Here is a 16,508-nt window from a genome sequence, read left to right as displayed (position 1 = left end):
TTGCAGGGTAACAGTTCTGACGAAGGCTGAACTGTTACGTTACAGGAAAGGAGACAGGTATGAGTATTACTAATTTAAGCAGCATAGGGATGAACCCATATGACTACGCATGCAGCAGAAAGAAAGCGGCAGGTACGAAAAATTTTGCCCAGAAGGCGCTGGGGGCTTCGGAAAAAAAGAATGCGGCTCAAAAAAACGGTTCATCTTCATGGGCGGGGGATATGGTAGTCTCCCAACCGCCGAATTATTCTGGTTTTACATATGACAACAGCGTATCTAAGAAATCCAAAGAAGAAATGACCATGGACGAATACAAACAGTGGTTCATGAATGAAATGTCGCAAATGCCCGTCAGCGGATGGTATCGCTCTACCTGCGTGGGAGGAACACTGACAATTACGGAAGAATGTTTTGAGAGAATGAAAAATGATCCGGAGTGGGAGAAAACAGTATTGGGTATGGTAAGGAACATGTATTCCAGTACCGGTCTCATGGGTTCTAAGATGATTGGGAACCAGGTCATCGGAGCAACGCCGGAACAGTGCTACGGGGAAGGGATACCTGTTAAAGATGATTCGCCGCTTAACACAGACAATGAAAAATCATGGTGGGAGAAACGCCATGAAAGGATGGAAAAGCTGATGGAAGAACAGGAAAAAGAAGCATTGAAAAGGGTACATGCCAGGAAAGCTGCGGTACAGGAGGATTATTTGGCAGATCTGGTGGTGAGCGAATAGTGAGGAGAAGGGGGGTGAAGACGATTATCCGAATGGCAGCATCTACTTGTTGTGCCTGCCTGGTTGCGCTGACGGGATTCGGGGTTTGGCGTAGCGGAATGTTGACCGCACTGCCTGAACAGACCGAAGCAGGCGCATTAAATCTGGGTGTAAAAGAGACCTCTGTTGAAAGCAAGGGCGAATCCCCTGGCAATATGGCCGCCAACAACAAAATCATTGTTCATCAGATCGACTGGAGCCCGTCCGACGAAATCAAATTTGATGTTCATGAGGATGATTTTGTGGTTATGAGCAAGGCGGAAATAAACAAGTATTATGGAATCAATATTTTTCCGACCGTTCCCGATGACCTTAAGGAATGGGAGGACGAAGAATTTGGTGTTTACAAACGGAACGGCGGTACAGGAGAGATTTATTTTGACTTTAATATATTGAATTATTCCAACGAAACGTTCTCAAAAGGAATAAATATTGAAATTCAAAAGGGCTCTCTGCCCACGAGTGACTGTGTTTTTCTGGATGAATATGACGAAAAATCCATAATCAACAATGTCGAGGTGGCAATCGGACAGGATACGAATAACGAATATTATTTTGCTGAGTTCCTGCTTCATAATGTCGGTTTCCGATTCATAGTGGAAGGCTTGACACAAGATGAGTTTGTAGCTGTTATTTCCTCGTTGATCCAATAATTCGTATGAAGAGGCGTTTATTACAGACAGAGTGGGAAACCTATTTTCAAATGGGCTTTTCGCTCTGTTTGCTTTTGTGCGAAAAGGGACTATTATAACTTCTAATTGCTTATTCGCCAACCATGAACTTTCAGACATCCCCTTGACAAAACTGCTATTTCTGATTATACTGTACTTGTTATATAAAGTACAGTATAGTAAAGGGATGATGAATTGCACATCGTGATATCAAACAGTTCTGACTTGCCGATTTATGCGCAAATTAAAGATCAGGTAAAGGAGCAGATATTGTCCGGCGAGTTGATCGAAGATGAAATGTTACCCTCACTTCGGCAGTTGGCAAAAGATTTGAAAATAAGTGTGCTGACGACTACAAGGGCATATAACGAATTGGAACAAGAAGGATTTATAACAAGCCGACAGGGTAAAGGTTTTTTTGTTATGTCAAGCGGCTCAGATTTAATACGCGAACAGCTTATCCGTGATGTGGAGCTAAACCTCACGAGAGCGATACAATCAGCAGGGCGAGCTGCAATGACTAATGATGAAATTATCAGCCTGTTGCGGCTTTTGTTGGAGGTAGAAAATGATTGATAATTATTTGGAGTTAATGGGTGTAAGCAAGAGCTTTTCTGGATTCAAGCTTGATAATATCAGCCTTTCCTTGCCCAAAGGGTATATCATGGGGCTTGTCGGCCCGAATGGAGCAGGAAAGACAACAACGATACAGCTTATTCTCAATATGCTGGAAAAGGACGCTGGAGAGATTTTGGTTTTCGGAAATGATAATGTAAAAAGCGAAAACGCCATCAAGCAGGATATTGGTGTTGTGTTTGATAGCATGTTTTATGTGGATAGCTGGACGGTAAAGGACACAGAAAAAGCAGTATCTATTTTTTATGAAGGTTGGAAACATGATGTTTTCAACGAAATGGTAAATCGTTTTGAATTGCCGCAAAGTAAAAAGCTGGGAGAGTTTTCAAGAGGTATGCAAATGAAGCTAATGCTTGCTTGCGCTTTCTCGCATAATGCAAAATTACTGATACTTGACGAGCCGACAAGTGGCCTCGACCCTGTGACCAGAAGTGAGTTTTTAGAAATCCTGCAAGAATATATAAAGGATGGCGAAAGAAGCATCTTGTTTTCCACTCACATCACAACAGATTTAGAACGCGTTGCCGACTACATTACACTTGTGAATAGTGGGAAATTGATTTTTACTGGCAGCATGGAGGATTTATTGAGCAGTTACCGGTTTATTAAGGGCAGACCGCGAGATTTAACAGCCGAACTTGAAAAAAGCATCATCGGTTTGCGTAAAACCGATATAGGCTTTGAGGGGCTTATCAGCGCAAAAGAAGCGGCAGGATATAAGAATTGCGTCCTTGATACCGCAACGATTGACGATATTGTTATCAGCATTAGTAAAGGGGGTGCGAGAAAATGACAGGTTTTTTGAGGATTACAAAACTGGATTTATTTACAATGAAATCACAACTTGTCATGTATTTATCATTGGCGCTAGTCGTGATGATGTTTGGCCTCATGGGGTCATCTGTTACAATATTGTGTATTACTGGTGCATGGTTTGTGGCTCTTATGTCATCTAACATTTTTGCCATACAAGAAAAGAACAACCTTGACCGCCTATATGGTTCGGTTTCCGTTAGTTTGAAAGACATAGTGCTGGGACGATATGTTTTTTCCTTTCTAAACTATTTCATATCCTTCCTCGCAGTGATTATTTTGCATTTTGGCTTTGCAACTTTTCAAGACAGAACAATAGAGTTATCTGAAATTGTGCTTGGATTTAGTGCGTCATTTTTAGTTTTCTCTACTATTACGGGAATACAAATGCCTATATATTTCAAAATGGGCTATACAAAAGCAAAGGTTTGGTCTATGGTTCCGTTTGTTGCAGTGATGGCTTTGGTGGCGATACCAGCTTTCGTTCCAGCGTTATCCGGCATTATTGAGTTTATACAAACTCATAGAAGTATTTTGATTGTGGTTGGTATAGTAGTAAGCTGTATTATCCAATTTCTTTCATATAAGATTTCCATTATTGCTTATCGTAACAGGAAAAGAGGTTGATTATATGAAATGCAAATCTTGTAAAATGCGTATGTCTGATTTCTTTATAACCTTTGATTATGAAAACAACGGTATAACGAAAAAGGCTATGAATGTTCCTGCTTATAAATGTCCAAGTTGTAACAAAGTTATCGTTCCCGATTTGATATTAGGAAAACTGGAAGCCTTTGCAGAATGGGAAAAAAGTAATATTATCGACTATACAAAATGTGAGCAAATGGAAGCTGAAATATTTACGGTTGTGCACAACATATTAGGGATTTAAGCTTGTAGTGGGGAGTGAAAATATCAGTTATCAATGAATATGCCGCCCTTGTGTGCTGTACAGGTATTAGGCAGCTTGAATTTATAAAAATAAAAGCCGCCGTTTTGGTATAAGAAATAATAAAAACTTATAAACTGCTATCGGGTTCCTCGCTGTTTTGTATTTGCTGTAAATCATTTATTTTGACAGCAAATTCCTGAACCGCAGGGGAATCCTCCGTATAACCATTTTCAAGCAGGAGCCAGATGGTGTGAGAATAGCTGGTAATGGCAGTCTCATAGTTTCCCAGTGTGGTCATGAGATTGGCGAGGGTACAGTATGGATAAATGAGCTGGTGCGCATTTTCCGGAAGCATTTTCTGATATATGTCAAATGCTTCATTTAGATGTTCCATTGTCTTGTCCCCGCTTCCCTCCAATAAATAAGCGCCTGCAAGATCTGCGTGAGTAAGGGCAAAATCCAGATTGAGTTTGTCAGGATATGCCGTTTTATAGATTTTTAAGGCATGCTCATGTTCCGGAATAGCCTTTTCAGGATGTTCTGTTTCTGAATATGCCGCGCCGATGTTATTATAAATATATGCTGTTGAGGGATGGTCTTCGCCATAAACAGATATGTTGATCTGTATGGCTTTTCTGTAATTCCTGACAGCCTCTGCAGGCTGTCCCATGTAATAAAAGCAGAGTCCGATATTGTTGTGGATGGTTCCTACCTGTGGGTCATCTGGTCCGTATGCCTTTATGAATAATTCCAGCAGATGCTGAAGGTCAGACAGGACTTCCGGGTAATTGTCCTTTGTCGTAAGTTCAAGAGAACAGATAGAATTCAGGACATCCAGGGTATCCGGGTGGGTAGGGGAAAGGATATTCCATAAAATATCTTTCGCTTCCATCAGGAAAGGCATTGCTTTATCAGGGGCATAGTCCGAGTATATATTCCCGATATGATGAGCAACGGAGGCGCGCAGCAACAGTGTGTCATAATCATCCGTATCTTCTTTGTTTTGATTATATATTTCTTCATATATATTTTCTGCTTCCAGCAAGTGGCCGGTATCCTCTAAAAACATTGCCTTATGTGCAAGGGCGTTTTGTGTAAGCTGGCTTTCCCTGCCTTCTTCCAAAAGCAGCACGTCATAGGCACGGTCAAAGAACGTACCTGCCTTGTGATAATCGGTCTTTAAATATGTTTTTCCAATATTCAGGTCAAGTTTTGCAAGTTCTATTTTTGCCAAGGAAGAAACTGCTTCAGGGGTAATATGTTCATCTATAATATCACGGCTTTTTTGATAAAAATCCAGTGCTGCATCAAAATGGGACAGGTTATATGCAATCATCCCTTTGCTGTTGAAGACGGAACCAAGCTGGATACAGTCATCTCCGTACAACTCTGTATAAAGCTTAAAAAGCAGATCCAGCAGGGGAACGGCACGTTTATAATAACCAATATCCCGATAGATTTCAGCCAAAGCCCACAGAAAGCCGCAGTCGTTTTCTGAATGGAACTGCCCCTGGAAAATATCATTCAGTGACCAGCTGAACTGAATCAATTCCTTTTTAGCCGCGTCATTCTGGGAGCGGATTTCCTTCATTTCCAATGTAATTTCATAAATGAAGCTCTGACATGCCTGATAAAGCTTCTCTGTAAATTGGGCGCGGATTGCGGATGCTATAACAGAGTGCATGTAATAGAGATAATGCTGCCGGCCATTGTCATAAAGCGGTTCTTTTTTTATCCAGCCTTTTTTGGCTAACTGATTCAGCGGGGTACGGTTTTTTAAGTCAAACCACTTTTTCGCTTTTTCAAATCCGAACTGGATATTGGGGATGGTCGAAATCTGAATCAGTAAATGCTGTGCTTCAGGGCTGCAGCCATACACGGCAAAGAGTTTTTTCAACTGTTCGATTATCCGGCCTTCGGAATGCATCTTTTCATGAGCCGTAGTCACCTCTTCGGCACTGATGTGGAAGCCGCATTGAACCAGAGAATCGTAGAATTCATATAAGAGAACTTCCTCCGAATCTGCAATTTTTGCAAGAAGCTCAATGGTAACGGTATGGCGGTCTGCAAGCTGTATAATTTTCTTAAGCATGATATCGTCTTTTTGGCCAAAGTAATAGGAATAGAATAAAGTCATGCAATCGTTCTCAGAGAGCGCCGGGACAGGTATTTTGGTAAAAGACGGGAATCCCTCGCAGCGGATCGTAATCAGAAAACGGCAGTTAAGGTATCCGCAGAGTCCAAGCAGGTGCTCATCATCAGCATTTTCTACGTTATCTATAATAAGCAACAGATTTTCATGGTATTGGTTTATGATGGAAACGGCCTTCTGGAATGCCTGTTCCATGTTATTGATTGTCCCATCCAGATTCAGGGCGCGCACGAGAGAAAGGGCGAAATCTCCATCTGTGTAATTCACCCATACAATGTGGGTAAAACCATAACTGGAAGAGGTCATACTTAGAATCTGTTTCAGAACTGATTTTGCAATTTCGGTTTTACCAATACCGCCTATCCCATGCAAGTAACAGGAATGTCCGGAAAGTAACTGCTCCATCAGGAAAGAGGTTGTATTTTGGCGGCCAAAAAAGTTGGAAGCCTGCTGGCAGGGGGCAGGGGTCAGCAGTTTTGGATATGTGGGAGCAGGCATATTTTCGGCAGAATGGATTTCTGTCATATAGTTATTTAGGGAATCAGCAATCTTTTCTGACGGCAGTAACTCGGTCCCTTCTATCGTTCCCAGAACCACATCAAGACAGGAAAGCAGATGGGAGCGGCTGGTACTGTTGTCTGTTGTATAATTATTTTCCCAGACGGATAGATTGATATGAAAATATTTTTCTGCAAGGGAAATAAAGGCATTTGCCGCTTCAACTGCCTGTGGCTCCTGAAATTTTCCTTTACGGTTATCGGGAGAAAAAACATTTTCAAAAAGGCGTTTCAGCCTCTGGCGTGTGAGGGTATTTACCGGAACTGGGCGCTTGAGCCGGTCATTAAAATAGCCTCTGTCAAAGGAGGGCTGGGGGAAATCCCATTGTTCCCATTCAATCATAACAGTGCCAATGCATTTCATTAATAAGGTACGAAGGAAAGCGGAAGTGGTGATGATATCTGCCATGAGATTTTCTCCTTTCGTCAGGTTTAGAAATCCAACCATAATCTGACTGGAATCCAACTTCTCAAATATATTACAGTATATGCGTAAGCAAAGGTTATAGCTGTACAGACATTATACCATTGTTGGAAACAGAACGGTAGAGAAAGGAGAGGCTTGTGTATGAGTATTTTGGAGGTTGTATCAATTATTTCATGTATCTTTGTAATTCTTACTTATGTTGACCGTAGGAATAAGAAAGATGATTAGAGGAAGAAGCGGCTGCTCTATGCCTGGGTGGCTGCTTTTTGAGTACAAAAACCGCCCCTTAATCTGCAAAACTGGCCTGGTATATTGTAATAGATGTATATAAATGATAAGATAATACATCTTGCAGAGCCTGGAATGAAAACAAGAAAAGCTGGAGGCCAATATGAGCGATATACTAAAGACAGAAAGACTGACAAAGACCTATGGAAAATGCATAGCCGTAAATCAGGTGAGCGTAACAGTGCGCCAGGGAGACATATACGGGCTGATTGGGAAGAACGGCGCAGGAAAAACTACTTTCATGCGTATGGTGCTAGGGCTTGCCTCACCGGATAGCGGACAGATGGAGCTCTTCGGCAAAACAGATTTAGAGCAGCAGAGAAAGTATATCGGAAGTCTGATTGAAGAGCCGGGCGGTTATCCCGGCATAAGCGCAAAGGATAATTTGGAAATCATCCGGAGGAATCTGGGCATTACAGATAAGGCAGTCACAGATCGTATGCTGGAGTGTGTAGGGCTTGAATCGGCCGGGAAGAAAAAGGTAAAGAATTTTTCCATGGGAATGAGACAGCGTCTTGGATTAGCCATTGCCCTGATAAGAAAGCCCAATTTTCTGATTTTGGACGAGCCAATAAACGGATTAGATCCGTCTGGTATCAGGGAAATCCGGGATTTATTATTAAAACTGAATCGGGAGGAACATGTGACGGTATTGATTACAAGCCATATTTTAGGGGAACTGTCAAAGATTGCGACAAGGTATGGTATCTTACGGGACGGCGTACTGATTGAAGAGATTGGCGCTGATCAGCTGGACGTAACATGCAGGCGGTATCTGAAGCTTACAGTGGATGACGCACAGAGGGCAGCGGCGGTTCTGACGGAAAAACTGGGTATCTCAAGTACGGTTGCGGATGCACATACCATATGTGTTTTTGAAAAGTTGGACACGACCGAAGAAATCAACTATGCAGTCGCGGCAAATGGAATTGCCTTGAAAGAGAGCCGTTTGGCCGGAGAGGATTTGGAAAGCTATTTTATGGAGAGAATGGGCGAGAGGCCCCTGCCGGGAGGTGGTTTCAATGCGTAATCTTTTGTATGGTGAGTGGTATAGATGGAAGAAGAATAAAGCATTTTGGATATGCCTTTTATCTGCGGCAGGCATGATACTTCTTGTCTATTTGACCATGACGGCAGCAGGCCAGGCAATGGGCGCCGGCGGGGATGTTTTGCAGGAGACCGGCATTTCCGGTATGGCGGCACAGTTTGCTGGCGGAGGGCTTGTAACGATGTTTGGGATGATATTCCTTTGCATATGGATGGTAAGCGATTATACGCATGGAGCAATGAAAAATGTAGTCGGCAAAGGCTATTCCAGAATGAATGTATTTCTGGCAAAGCATTTGTTTGGAATGGCAGTTACCCTGATCATGAATCTGATTATATTCTTTGTGATATTGATAATCGGATTAGTCCTCATCGGAACGCCGGAGGGGGACAGGTTATTTTTCCAGAACCTGCTGATCTATTTTGGTCTCCAGCTGCTTTTTGGAGCTGCTGTCAGCAGTATTGTCATTGCCATTTGTGAGTGGAGCCGGAATATGGCAGCCGGGATTGGGATTACGATGGCAGTGATCATATTTTCCCCGTTGCTGGTACAGGGACTGGATTTACTGTTTTCTGTGCTGCGGTTGAATATATCAATCAGCAGATACTGGATATTGAACCTTATGGCAGACTGTCCAACAGAAGCATTTCCACTGGAGTTTTTATTCCGTGGAATTTTGATGTCGGTTATCTGGTTATTGTTGCCGCTGGCATTAGGCGCTGCACATTTCCGTAAAACCGATATTGGATAAAGACAGTCTGAGCATGGAGGCAACAGGCAGCTTGGGGAGGGGAGATTTCATGCATAAAGATACGAGGTGGGCACAACAGATTATTTCCATGCAGGAAAAAGATGGCAAATGGGGTTTCTTCCATACGCCCTCTGGCTCTTCCAGAAGGCCGATTACAACGGAGCAGGCACTTCGGCGGCTGGAACGTCTGGGTTATACAATAGAAGATATATGTATCCAGAAGGCGTGTTCCTATATGAATAACTGTCTTGTTGGAAGGGCAGAGATCCCGGATCGCAGGGAAAAACTTTTGGACTGGGAGCTCTTTGTTTCCCTTATGCTTGCCGTATGGATCAGAAGATTTTCGGATGGATATCCGGCGGCCAATAAAGTAGCCGGCCAATGGGCAGCAGTGATTTCCTCTGCATTCCAAGGTGGTGTATATCACCATAAAGAGTATATTTCTGCCTATCAGGATATTTTTGGAGTTAAGCCAATGGGCAGAAGGCTTATTGATTTTACGTGTTTTTACCAAATATCCCTTTTGGTAAATTGCCTGGACAGAAGAACTGAGGAAGCTCTGATGGACTATGTTTTAGACAAAGAGGGTGGAATCTATTACATATATAGCGAGAGAATCCTGTTCTTGCCCAAGGTTTTTGAAAGCAGGCAGGCCAGCCGTTATCTTGCGGCTGTTGAGCTTTTATCCAAATACAGATATGCGGCAGATAAGCTTCAGTTTGTTGCGGATTGGTTAAACGGGCTGAAAAAAGAAAATGGTAAGTGGGATATGGGGAAATCAGTGAATGATAAGGTATATTTCCCGCTTTCCAATGACTGGAGAAAACAGGAGACGCGAGAAGCAGACTGTACAGAACGTATTTCAAGTTTGCTCTCTGTGTTGTCGGGCATACGATGATAATCCGTATTTGTATGAAGCACATATCATGCATAAAGATACGAGGTGGGCAAAACAGATTATTTCCATGCAGGAAAAAGACGGCAAATGGGGTTTCTTCCATACGCCCGCTGGCTCTTCCAGGAGGAAATGTAACAGGAGGTGCAGCATGTCTGACAAGATACTTGTTGTAGATGACGATAAAAAAATAGCGAAGATGATAAAAGATTTTCTGGAAATGGAGCAGTATCAGGTGCTGAGTGCTTATGACGGAGAAACAGCCATTAGGAAAGCTGAACAGAATCCGGACTTGATTTTATTGGATATTAACATGCCGGGGATGAATGGGGTGGAAGTTTGTGGGAAAATAAGAGATATGTTGGATTGCCCGATCATCTTTTTAACGGCACGAATTGAAGAACGGGATAAAATTGCCGGATTGCGTACAGGTGGTGATGATTATATTGTAAAGCCCGTTTCTCTCAAAGAATTGCTGGCAAGGATTGAGGCGCATCTTCGCAGAGAAAAGCGGAAGAGTGCGAAAAGAACATTCCGATTTGATGTTGGGTTGTGTATTGATTACAGCAGCCGTCAGATTTTTTGTAATAATCAGGAGATTCTTATGACAAAATCTGAGTTTGATATTATTGAGTTATTATCGAGTTATCCGGGTCAGACATTTGACCGTGAGCAAATATATGAAAAATTGTGGGGGTTGGAACGAACCGGAGATAATAAGATAGTTACAGAGTTGATTCGACGGATCAGAAATAAACTAAAAGATGTCTCTAAGCGGGAATACATAGAAACTGTCTGGGGGTGTGGATATAAGTGGACACTGCAAAACAAAAATCAATAAAAACATCCTTGTTTTTTCATCTGGTGATTGCACTAATCATCTCTTTACTTTTGTCAGTTTTGATACAAGATTTAGCGTATAAGGCGGAACAGCGGATATGGTTGAATTATACGGAGAACAGGGAGGAATTGTATGGATTTCAAAATGCATATTCTAAAAAATTTGGGGAGTTACCACCAATTCCAAGTGTAAATAAGAGTAGCCTGTCAAAAGTAGATCAATGGTTTGTAGAAGTGTTGGATTGGCTTCAGACATGGAGTATGCTTCTCATTTCTTTTCTTAGTGTATTTCTGGTTTTGGACCGATTCTACCGGCATAGATTAAAAAAACCATTGGAAATTTTGAAAGATAGTGCAGAAAAAATTGGAAGACGGGATTTAGACTTTTATGTTGAGTATGGACAGGAAGATGAGATGGGGCAGTTGTGTGACGCTTTTGAGCAGATGCGCCTGCAACTAAGGGATAATAACCAGATGATGTGGAAAATGATAGAAGAACAAAAACAAATCAGGGCAGCATTTTCCCATGATTTACGGACACCATTGTCTGTGTTGAAAGGCTATGTGGAGTATTTAAGCCGATATTATCCAGATGAGCGGCTTTCCAAAGAAAAAGTTATAGAAATTTTAAAGGAATTATCAGAGCAGACACAGAGGATTGAAAATTTTGCTGATACAATGAAAAAAATCAATCGCTTAGATGAACGGGAAGTAGATCAGAAATTGATTGATAGTGCAACTATTCTTAAAAAATCAGAAACGATACTGAGCACATTGTCAGAAAAATATGGAAAAACATATTCTATCCAAGAAACGATACAACAGAAAGAAGTAAAGCTTGATTTTGACATATACTTAGAAATTCTGGAAAATATTGCTGCAAACGCCATGCGTTATGCAAAAAAAGGAATATGGTTAAAACTTTTAGATATAGAGTCTTGGTTATATTAATACTTTCCCAATCTGCCGGACTATAGAGTACTGACAGACTGGGATGAATTCTTTCTAGGGCGACCACGTGGGCGCTTTGGCTTCTGCTCATACTGATCTTTGGGCTTGGGTTTACGGCCACGTTTCTTGGGTGCTGGCTTTGGTATCGGTTTTGACAGACCCAAGGCCTCAAGTTCCTCAAATACAATCTGCAGTGTGTGAACCCAGTATCCATCATCTGTTGCCGGTTCTTCCGGGGCATCTGTTCTACGCCAGGCTGATGATAGGTCATCCATCAGTTCTCCATAGGACATATGGTCAAATAATCCTGCCGTCCGCGCCTTTCGTATGATACGGCAGGTGGCAACTGTAGACAGGAAGTTCACAAACTCACCGCCGATGACGGAATAATCATTCTGCACATCGGTATGATCCAGGCATTCATCGCTTTTATACCGATTAAATACCAGTTCCAGAAGCCAGCGGTCCTCATAACAAAAGTATGCCGTTTTCGCATCTAAGTCCTGGTCGGATTCAAGAACGATTACACCAAAAACAGCTTGTTTCTTTGCGTATTTCTCTGGGAGAAAGGTATTTTTCTTCTGAGCGTTCGCAAGATAGGCTGCTTCTTCAGCTGATGCTTTTTTCGTATCCTTGAATGCATATAGGTATCGGCCGCCCTTGATCTGTTTCTTCTTATAAACTATATGAGCGGCAATGCCAGTTAGTACTCCTTCGAAGGAAAGCATATCATTATCCGATATGCGGGCATCATTCCGTTTGATCGGCGTAAGGAAATGAAGATCCGGACGCTCCTGCAATTCTGCTTTGATTTTGCTTGGAGGGAATCCTTTGTCAGCAACAATGATCCCTTTGCGAATGTCATTATCACGGATAAACGCCGGATAGGAACTGGCATCAATACTGTTTCCCGGAAATACTTCGGCACAAACCGGTTCCATCCGCTCGATGTCATAAGCATATAGGACAGACACTTCACTGCAGCCCCTTACTCTTGCCTTACGGGAATAGGCAGAAAGATCATTGACCTTGCTGTTATCCTGTTTCAGCGTGCCATCAATCGCCACATGATGGTCGGCGGAAGTCGATTGAATACGTAACTGGTAGAACTGTTTGCGCCTGGAACCGTCCATCCCAATCCTTTGCAGAAGGTTTCCAATAGAATTCGGGGACATTGCTGCTCCGGGATAATCTTTGCAGACGAATGTCCTATGGTAATGTGTTGCCATCCGGTTTGCGGTAACAGCCGGCTTGATCACTTTAAGGGTCGCAATAGACATCATTGCATAAGCATCCGATGGATCGTACACAGCAAGGAGATCTGACACAAGGTCTTTCGTGACAGACTTAACAAGTGCGGAAGCGCCATAGGACAGCATATCCGGTTCTGCAGAAGTTCCTGCTTTCGACTCGTGGATTGGCACATATTTATGATCAATGATGTGACCGACCACCTTGCCGTTTCGCGGCTGGGGATTGCCACCGGGAACATATTTAGAAGAGGAACGTTGCCTGACAGCATAACGTTTGGGGCCATCCCGGCCGTTGTCATCCACTATGGTATTAACCGGTCTTGGAACTGCTCTGATATCAGCAGGTACGGGCATAAAAATCACTCCTTTATATAGTCCTATTATAACACATTAGGACTATACATAATAGATTTTTATACACAATTTTACAAAAATCTAAATGGATTAACAGGTGTAGCACGGTTAAAAATGGCCATTTTTTAGGGATTATTGCTTTTAATAACTAGTTTTTGAATGTATTATATAGTTTTGGGTGAGTTTGCGGGTCTATTCTATAGTCCGGTAAATTGGGAAAGTTTTATTATATATGAATGTTTACGATGATGGTATAGGCTTTTCAAAAGAAGCCCTGAAATCAGCGCGCAGACCTTTCTATCATGAGTTGGATGAGAGCGAGGGGGACCATTATGGCATGGGCTTATATCTCTGTGATAACTTATGCAAAAAGCATGGAGGTAAATTAAGCATTGGGAACCAGGGGGTTGGCGGGGCAGTGGTAAAAGCACAATTCAGAATAAAATAGATGGCAGGATTCGGAAATTTCCGAATCTTGTTTTTTTGTAGTCATTTGTAAGGTAAGGTAAAAGCAGAAAAAGGAGGCGAATGAGATGAATGGCAAATTGATAAAAAAAGAGATTGGTATTTTGTTGAGAAATCCGCTGGTTTATCTTGGTATGTTGCTAATGGTAATGATTGTATTCTGGAGAGTCAGTCCCTATTGGAACTTTTATGATAATCTTCAGAAGCACGGAACAGAAGCGGCGTATTCAGAGGATGGAGACGTGATTGACGGGTATATTCCAACCTCTCAGGATGAATTATACCAAACTGCATTAGAAAAGCTACAGGAGTATCTGGTTACGGATTGTAGTTGGACGGATGAAGAAGCAAAACTGGAAATTGAGAAGGTAAAGAAGTGGAGTGTTCCAGAAATCGCATCGTATTTTAAAGAGCAACACAAAATTGCAGGTGTACGAAGTACGTTTGCCGAAAAGGCATATCATTCTGCTACAAAAGAAGAAATGGATGCTTATTTGCAGGAGGCCTTTGGAGAAAACGGGAATAAGACTTATACAAAAGAAGTCTCCTACAAATACGTAGATTATCTCGGCATCAGTTCTATTTTGTTCGCTATGCTTGTATTTGTATTATTGCTGTACCGGGATATGAAAAAAGATATTTATGCCTTGATTCATGTAAAACCACTATCTGCCATGGAATTCCTGATTGGAAAACTTGTAGCAGGAATTAGTGTCGTGTTTGGGGCAACCGTACCATTGACTTTGATTATGGATTTTTTGACTATGAAAGCAGGGGCAGAATATGGATTAAGCGTTAATTTTTATGACTTTTGGATGACGATTTTGATGTTTCATATTCCAAGTATTTTAGCAACCGGAAGTTTGATGATTTTGATTTCCCTTGTATTTTGTAATTCCGTACCAACAATACCGGCCATGCTTTTGTATTATCTATATTGTAATATGGGTTCCTATGATTCAACGCTGGTTGCGTGGTATGGGTACCGTTATCAGGCAAAACCCTTATCATTATTTACCCGATTTCCGTCTGTATTTGGAACAAATGAGTTTCCCAAAGGCGGTATATTCAATCTGTGTTTTTTGATATTTTTGACGGTTTTTGCATTAGTTGGAAGTATAAAACTATGGGAAAGAAGGCGGTCAGTATGAAATACGAAATGAAAATCGCATTGCCAGTGTATAAAATGGTCTATTCATTTTTGTTTATGGGGATTATTGTGCTAGTAAGACCGATTCAGTCAACCACAGAAATTATAGTGACAGTGGAAACGTATATTGCACTACTTGCGGGGATTTTTCTTGCGGATACTTATTATCAGGAATTTACCAGTGGGCGTATCTCCTGTTATTACCGTTATGGAATACGGAAAAAAATTATATCAGTAATACAGAGAAATCTGATTGGCATAAGCTATCTGCTTCTATTAGCAACATTGGCGTACTGGGGATTTATACTTTGGTATCATCCAATCCACGTATCTGCCACTCCGGAGTCAGTTCTATATGGGAATGTGATTGCTGCATCCCTGGCAAGCATTATTTTTGTGGGCAGCTTCGGGTTTACGTTGACAAACCTGACACAAAACATGGGGATTGGCATTGGCGGAACATTAGTTTTATGGCTACTTATGACATCCTCGGTTATGGATCATTTGCCAGATTATTTTCAACTGTTTTTGCTCCATAGTTCTGAGGCACAGGATGGAATTCTACTCCCATATTATCCGAGCAGAGAACTATATGCAGCAGTTGGCATTGTACTATTTGGAATCAATGTGTTTTTGATTCGGAGACAACCGAAACAGAGAAAGAAAGGATGGAAAAAGCATGGGAATTGAAATTAAAAATCTGGTTATGGAATATAAAAAAGGGATTAAAAGTTTAAATCACATAAATCTGACGATTGAACATGGAATTTATGGGTTGTTGGGAGAAAACGGGGCTGGTAAAACAACATTAATGAAAATCCTTGTAACGCTGCTTACTCCCACAAAAGGAGAAGTGAAGATAAACGGACTGAAGCTGGAAAAAAAGAATTATGAGGCAATCAAAAAGAGAATTGGCTATCTGCCGCAGGAACTGGGATTATATCCGAATATGACTGTTCGGGAATCTTTGGAATATGTAGGAATTATGTGCGGAATGGGGAAAAAGACTTATACCAGACAGATTGACTTCTATTTGAAAAGGACGGGATTATTAGAGCATCAGCATAAAAAGAATAAGCAGTTATCCGGTGGAATGAAACGTCGGGTTGGTCTGGTGCAGGCATTACTGCATGAACCGAATATTTTGATCGTTGATGAACCGACAACCGGACTGGATCCGGAGGAGCGTATTCGTAACCTGCTGGTTGATTTTGCGGCAGATAAGATTGTGCTGTTTTCTACTCATGTAACAGAGGATTTGGCGGCTACCTGTGAGCAGCTTTGCATTATGAGAAAAGGGAAGATTACCTATAATGGTACGATCAGCAAACTGATCGAAAATGCACAAAACCATGTTTTTTGCTGTACTCTTCTCAATGAACAGGAATTTTCCCTGTTTCAGAAAAAATATAAAGTAGCTTCAAAAATTTATAAGGCGAAGGGAATAGAGGTACGCTTTGTAAGTGAAGGGATTCCGGGGATTCCTTGCGAATCATGCGAACCGACATTGGAGGATGCCTACATTTACAGTTTGTATGCAAAAGATGATAAAAGGCATTCTTGAGCGAGGGGGCTTCCATATGAATAAA

17 protein-coding genes are annotated in these 16,508 nt (G+C 41.7%); 15 read left to right on the top strand and 2 right to left on the bottom strand.

Going from position 1 to position 16,508, the window contains the following annotated elements; translation table 11 throughout:
• The first annotated feature begins 59 nt into the window (after positions 1 to 59).
• The 6 genes from AC6I3O_RS28265 (at position 60) to AC6I3O_RS28240 (ending at position 3,788) form a co-directional block, all read left to right on the top strand.
• Positions 60 to 737, top strand: coding sequence for a hypothetical protein (locus tag AC6I3O_RS28265; protein ID WP_334638629.1), 678 nt, complete (start codon positions 60 to 62; stop codon positions 735 to 737).
• A gap of 14 nt (positions 738 to 751) precedes the next feature.
• Positions 752 to 1,429, top strand: coding sequence for a hypothetical protein (locus tag AC6I3O_RS28260; RefSeq protein ID WP_497854162.1), 678 nt, complete (start codon positions 752 to 754; stop codon positions 1,427 to 1,429).
• 222 nt (positions 1,430 to 1,651) lie between these two features.
• Complete coding sequence (locus tag AC6I3O_RS28255) at positions 1,652 to 2,023, top strand: GntR family transcriptional regulator (protein WP_497854193.1); 372 nt, start codon at positions 1,652 to 1,654, stop codon at positions 2,021 to 2,023.
• Positions 2,016 to 2,876, top strand: a complete 861-nt coding sequence (locus AC6I3O_RS28250; protein WP_334638627.1) for an ABC transporter ATP-binding protein — start codon at positions 2,016 to 2,018, stop codon at positions 2,874 to 2,876. The genes AC6I3O_RS28255 and AC6I3O_RS28250 overlap by 8 nt, the downstream gene beginning before the upstream one ends.
• Positions 2,873 to 3,523 (top strand): ABC-2 transporter permease, encoded by a 651-nt coding sequence (locus tag AC6I3O_RS28245; RefSeq protein WP_497854159.1) that lies wholly within the window; start codon positions 2,873 to 2,875, stop codon positions 3,521 to 3,523. Before AC6I3O_RS28250 ends, AC6I3O_RS28245 begins: the two co-directional genes overlap by 4 nt.
• 4 nt (positions 3,524 to 3,527) lie before the next feature.
• Entirely contained in the window at positions 3,528 to 3,788 is a 261-nt protein-coding gene (locus AC6I3O_RS28240) for a hypothetical protein (protein WP_160284469.1), read from the top strand.
• Positions 3,789 to 3,915: 127 nt separating this feature from the next.
• Here the strand turns inward: AC6I3O_RS28240 and AC6I3O_RS28235 are convergent, their stop codons facing one another.
• Positions 3,916 to 6,906 carry a tetratricopeptide repeat protein gene (locus AC6I3O_RS28235; RefSeq protein WP_497854156.1) on the bottom strand — a complete coding sequence of 997 codons (2,991 nt, stop codon included), beginning with the start codon at positions 6,904 to 6,906 and terminating at the stop codon, positions 3,916 to 3,918.
• Between the two features lie 409 nt (positions 6,907 to 7,315).
• Between AC6I3O_RS28235 and AC6I3O_RS28230 the strand changes: the two genes are divergently transcribed.
• The 5 genes from AC6I3O_RS28230 (at position 7,316) to AC6I3O_RS28210 (ending at position 11,697) form a co-directional block, all read left to right on the top strand.
• Complete coding sequence (locus tag AC6I3O_RS28230) at positions 7,316 to 8,242, top strand: ATP-binding cassette domain-containing protein (protein WP_497854153.1); 927 nt, start codon at positions 7,316 to 7,318, stop codon at positions 8,240 to 8,242.
• On the top strand, positions 8,235 to 9,011 hold the full coding sequence (locus AC6I3O_RS28225) for an ABC transporter permease (protein WP_497854150.1): 777 nt from the start codon (positions 8,235 to 8,237) through the stop codon (positions 9,009 to 9,011). Before AC6I3O_RS28230 ends, AC6I3O_RS28225 begins: the two co-directional genes overlap by 8 nt.
• Positions 9,012 to 9,060: 49 nt before the next feature.
• Positions 9,061 to 9,909 (top strand): hypothetical protein, encoded by an 849-nt coding sequence (locus AC6I3O_RS28220; RefSeq protein WP_497854147.1) that lies wholly within the window; start codon positions 9,061 to 9,063, stop codon positions 9,907 to 9,909.
• A 148-nt stretch (positions 9,910 to 10,057) separates the two neighbouring features.
• Positions 10,058 to 10,747 (top strand): response regulator transcription factor, encoded by a 690-nt coding sequence (locus AC6I3O_RS28215; RefSeq protein WP_497854145.1) that lies wholly within the window; start codon positions 10,058 to 10,060, stop codon positions 10,745 to 10,747.
• Complete coding sequence (locus AC6I3O_RS28210) at positions 10,720 to 11,697, top strand: HAMP domain-containing sensor histidine kinase (protein ID WP_497854143.1); 978 nt, start codon at positions 10,720 to 10,722, stop codon at positions 11,695 to 11,697. Before AC6I3O_RS28215 ends, AC6I3O_RS28210 begins: the two co-directional genes overlap by 28 nt.
• A 20-nt stretch (positions 11,698 to 11,717) precedes the next feature.
• Here the strand turns inward: AC6I3O_RS28210 and AC6I3O_RS28205 are convergent, their stop codons facing one another.
• Positions 11,718 to 13,304 (bottom strand): transposase, encoded by a 1,587-nt coding sequence (locus AC6I3O_RS28205; RefSeq protein WP_288124265.1) that lies wholly within the window; start codon positions 13,302 to 13,304, stop codon positions 11,718 to 11,720.
• A gap of 232 nt (positions 13,305 to 13,536) precedes the next feature.
• On the opposite strand from AC6I3O_RS28205, the gene AC6I3O_RS28200 reads away from it, so the two are divergent.
• From AC6I3O_RS28200 to AC6I3O_RS28185, 4 genes are all read left to right on the top strand, one after another.
• The gene (locus tag AC6I3O_RS28200; protein WP_497854141.1) at positions 13,537 to 13,752 is read left to right on the top strand and encodes an ATP-binding protein; all 216 of its coding nucleotides are present in this window, start codon (positions 13,537 to 13,539) and stop codon (positions 13,750 to 13,752) included.
• Positions 13,753 to 13,837: 85 nt separating this feature from the next.
• Entirely contained in the window at positions 13,838 to 14,920 is a 1,083-nt protein-coding gene (locus tag AC6I3O_RS28195) for a hypothetical protein (RefSeq protein WP_497854139.1), read from the top strand.
• Positions 14,917 to 15,609, top strand: a complete 693-nt coding sequence (locus AC6I3O_RS28190) for a hypothetical protein (RefSeq protein ID WP_497854136.1) — start codon at positions 14,917 to 14,919, stop codon at positions 15,607 to 15,609. Before AC6I3O_RS28195 ends, AC6I3O_RS28190 begins: the two co-directional genes overlap by 4 nt.
• Positions 15,599 to 16,483, top strand: a complete 885-nt coding sequence (locus AC6I3O_RS28185; protein ID WP_497854133.1) for an ATP-binding cassette domain-containing protein — start codon at positions 15,599 to 15,601, stop codon at positions 16,481 to 16,483. The genes AC6I3O_RS28190 and AC6I3O_RS28185 overlap by 11 nt, the downstream gene beginning before the upstream one ends.
• Positions 16,484 to 16,508: the final 25 nt, after the last annotated feature.

It is taken from the genome of Sporofaciens sp. St.21A7 (assembly GCF_059728535.1).
The sequence above is the reverse complement of the archived record's forward strand: the minus strand, read 5'-3'. Positions and strand labels throughout refer to the sequence as shown.

Bases quoted from the DNA above. Each gene is read 5' to 3' on its own strand.
- AC6I3O_RS28265 (WP_334638629.1), top strand. From the start codon at position 60: ATGAGTATTACTAATTTAAGCAGCATAGGGATGAACCCATATGACTAC.
- AC6I3O_RS28185 (WP_497854133.1), top strand. From the start codon at position 15,599: ATGGGAATTGAAATTAAAAATCTGGTTATGGAATATAAAAAAGGGATT.
- AC6I3O_RS28200 (WP_497854141.1), top strand. From the start codon at position 13,537: ATGAATGTTTACGATGATGGTATAGGCTTTTCAAAAGAAGCCCTGAAA.
- AC6I3O_RS28220 (WP_497854147.1), top strand. From the start codon at position 9,061: ATGCATAAAGATACGAGGTGGGCACAACAGATTATTTCCATGCAGGAA.
- AC6I3O_RS28250 (WP_334638627.1), top strand. From the start codon at position 2,016: ATGATTGATAATTATTTGGAGTTAATGGGTGTAAGCAAGAGCTTTTCT.
- AC6I3O_RS28205 (WP_288124265.1), bottom strand. From the start codon at position 13,304: ATGCCCGTACCTGCTGATATCAGAGCAGTTCCAAGACCGGTTAATACC.
- AC6I3O_RS28215 (WP_497854145.1), top strand. From the start codon at position 10,058: ATGTCTGACAAGATACTTGTTGTAGATGACGATAAAAAAATAGCGAAG.
- AC6I3O_RS28230 (WP_497854153.1), top strand. From the start codon at position 7,316: ATGAGCGATATACTAAAGACAGAAAGACTGACAAAGACCTATGGAAAA.
- AC6I3O_RS28240 (WP_160284469.1), top strand. From the start codon at position 3,528: ATGAAATGCAAATCTTGTAAAATGCGTATGTCTGATTTCTTTATAACC.
- AC6I3O_RS28225 (WP_497854150.1), top strand. From the start codon at position 8,235: ATGCGTAATCTTTTGTATGGTGAGTGGTATAGATGGAAGAAGAATAAA.
- AC6I3O_RS28235 (WP_497854156.1), bottom strand. From the start codon at position 6,906: ATGGCAGATATCATCACCACTTCCGCTTTCCTTCGTACCTTATTAATG.
- AC6I3O_RS28190 (WP_497854136.1), top strand. From the start codon at position 14,917: ATGAAATACGAAATGAAAATCGCATTGCCAGTGTATAAAATGGTCTAT.
- AC6I3O_RS28195 (WP_497854139.1), top strand. From the start codon at position 13,838: ATGAATGGCAAATTGATAAAAAAAGAGATTGGTATTTTGTTGAGAAAT.
- AC6I3O_RS28245 (WP_497854159.1), top strand. From the start codon at position 2,873: ATGACAGGTTTTTTGAGGATTACAAAACTGGATTTATTTACAATGAAA.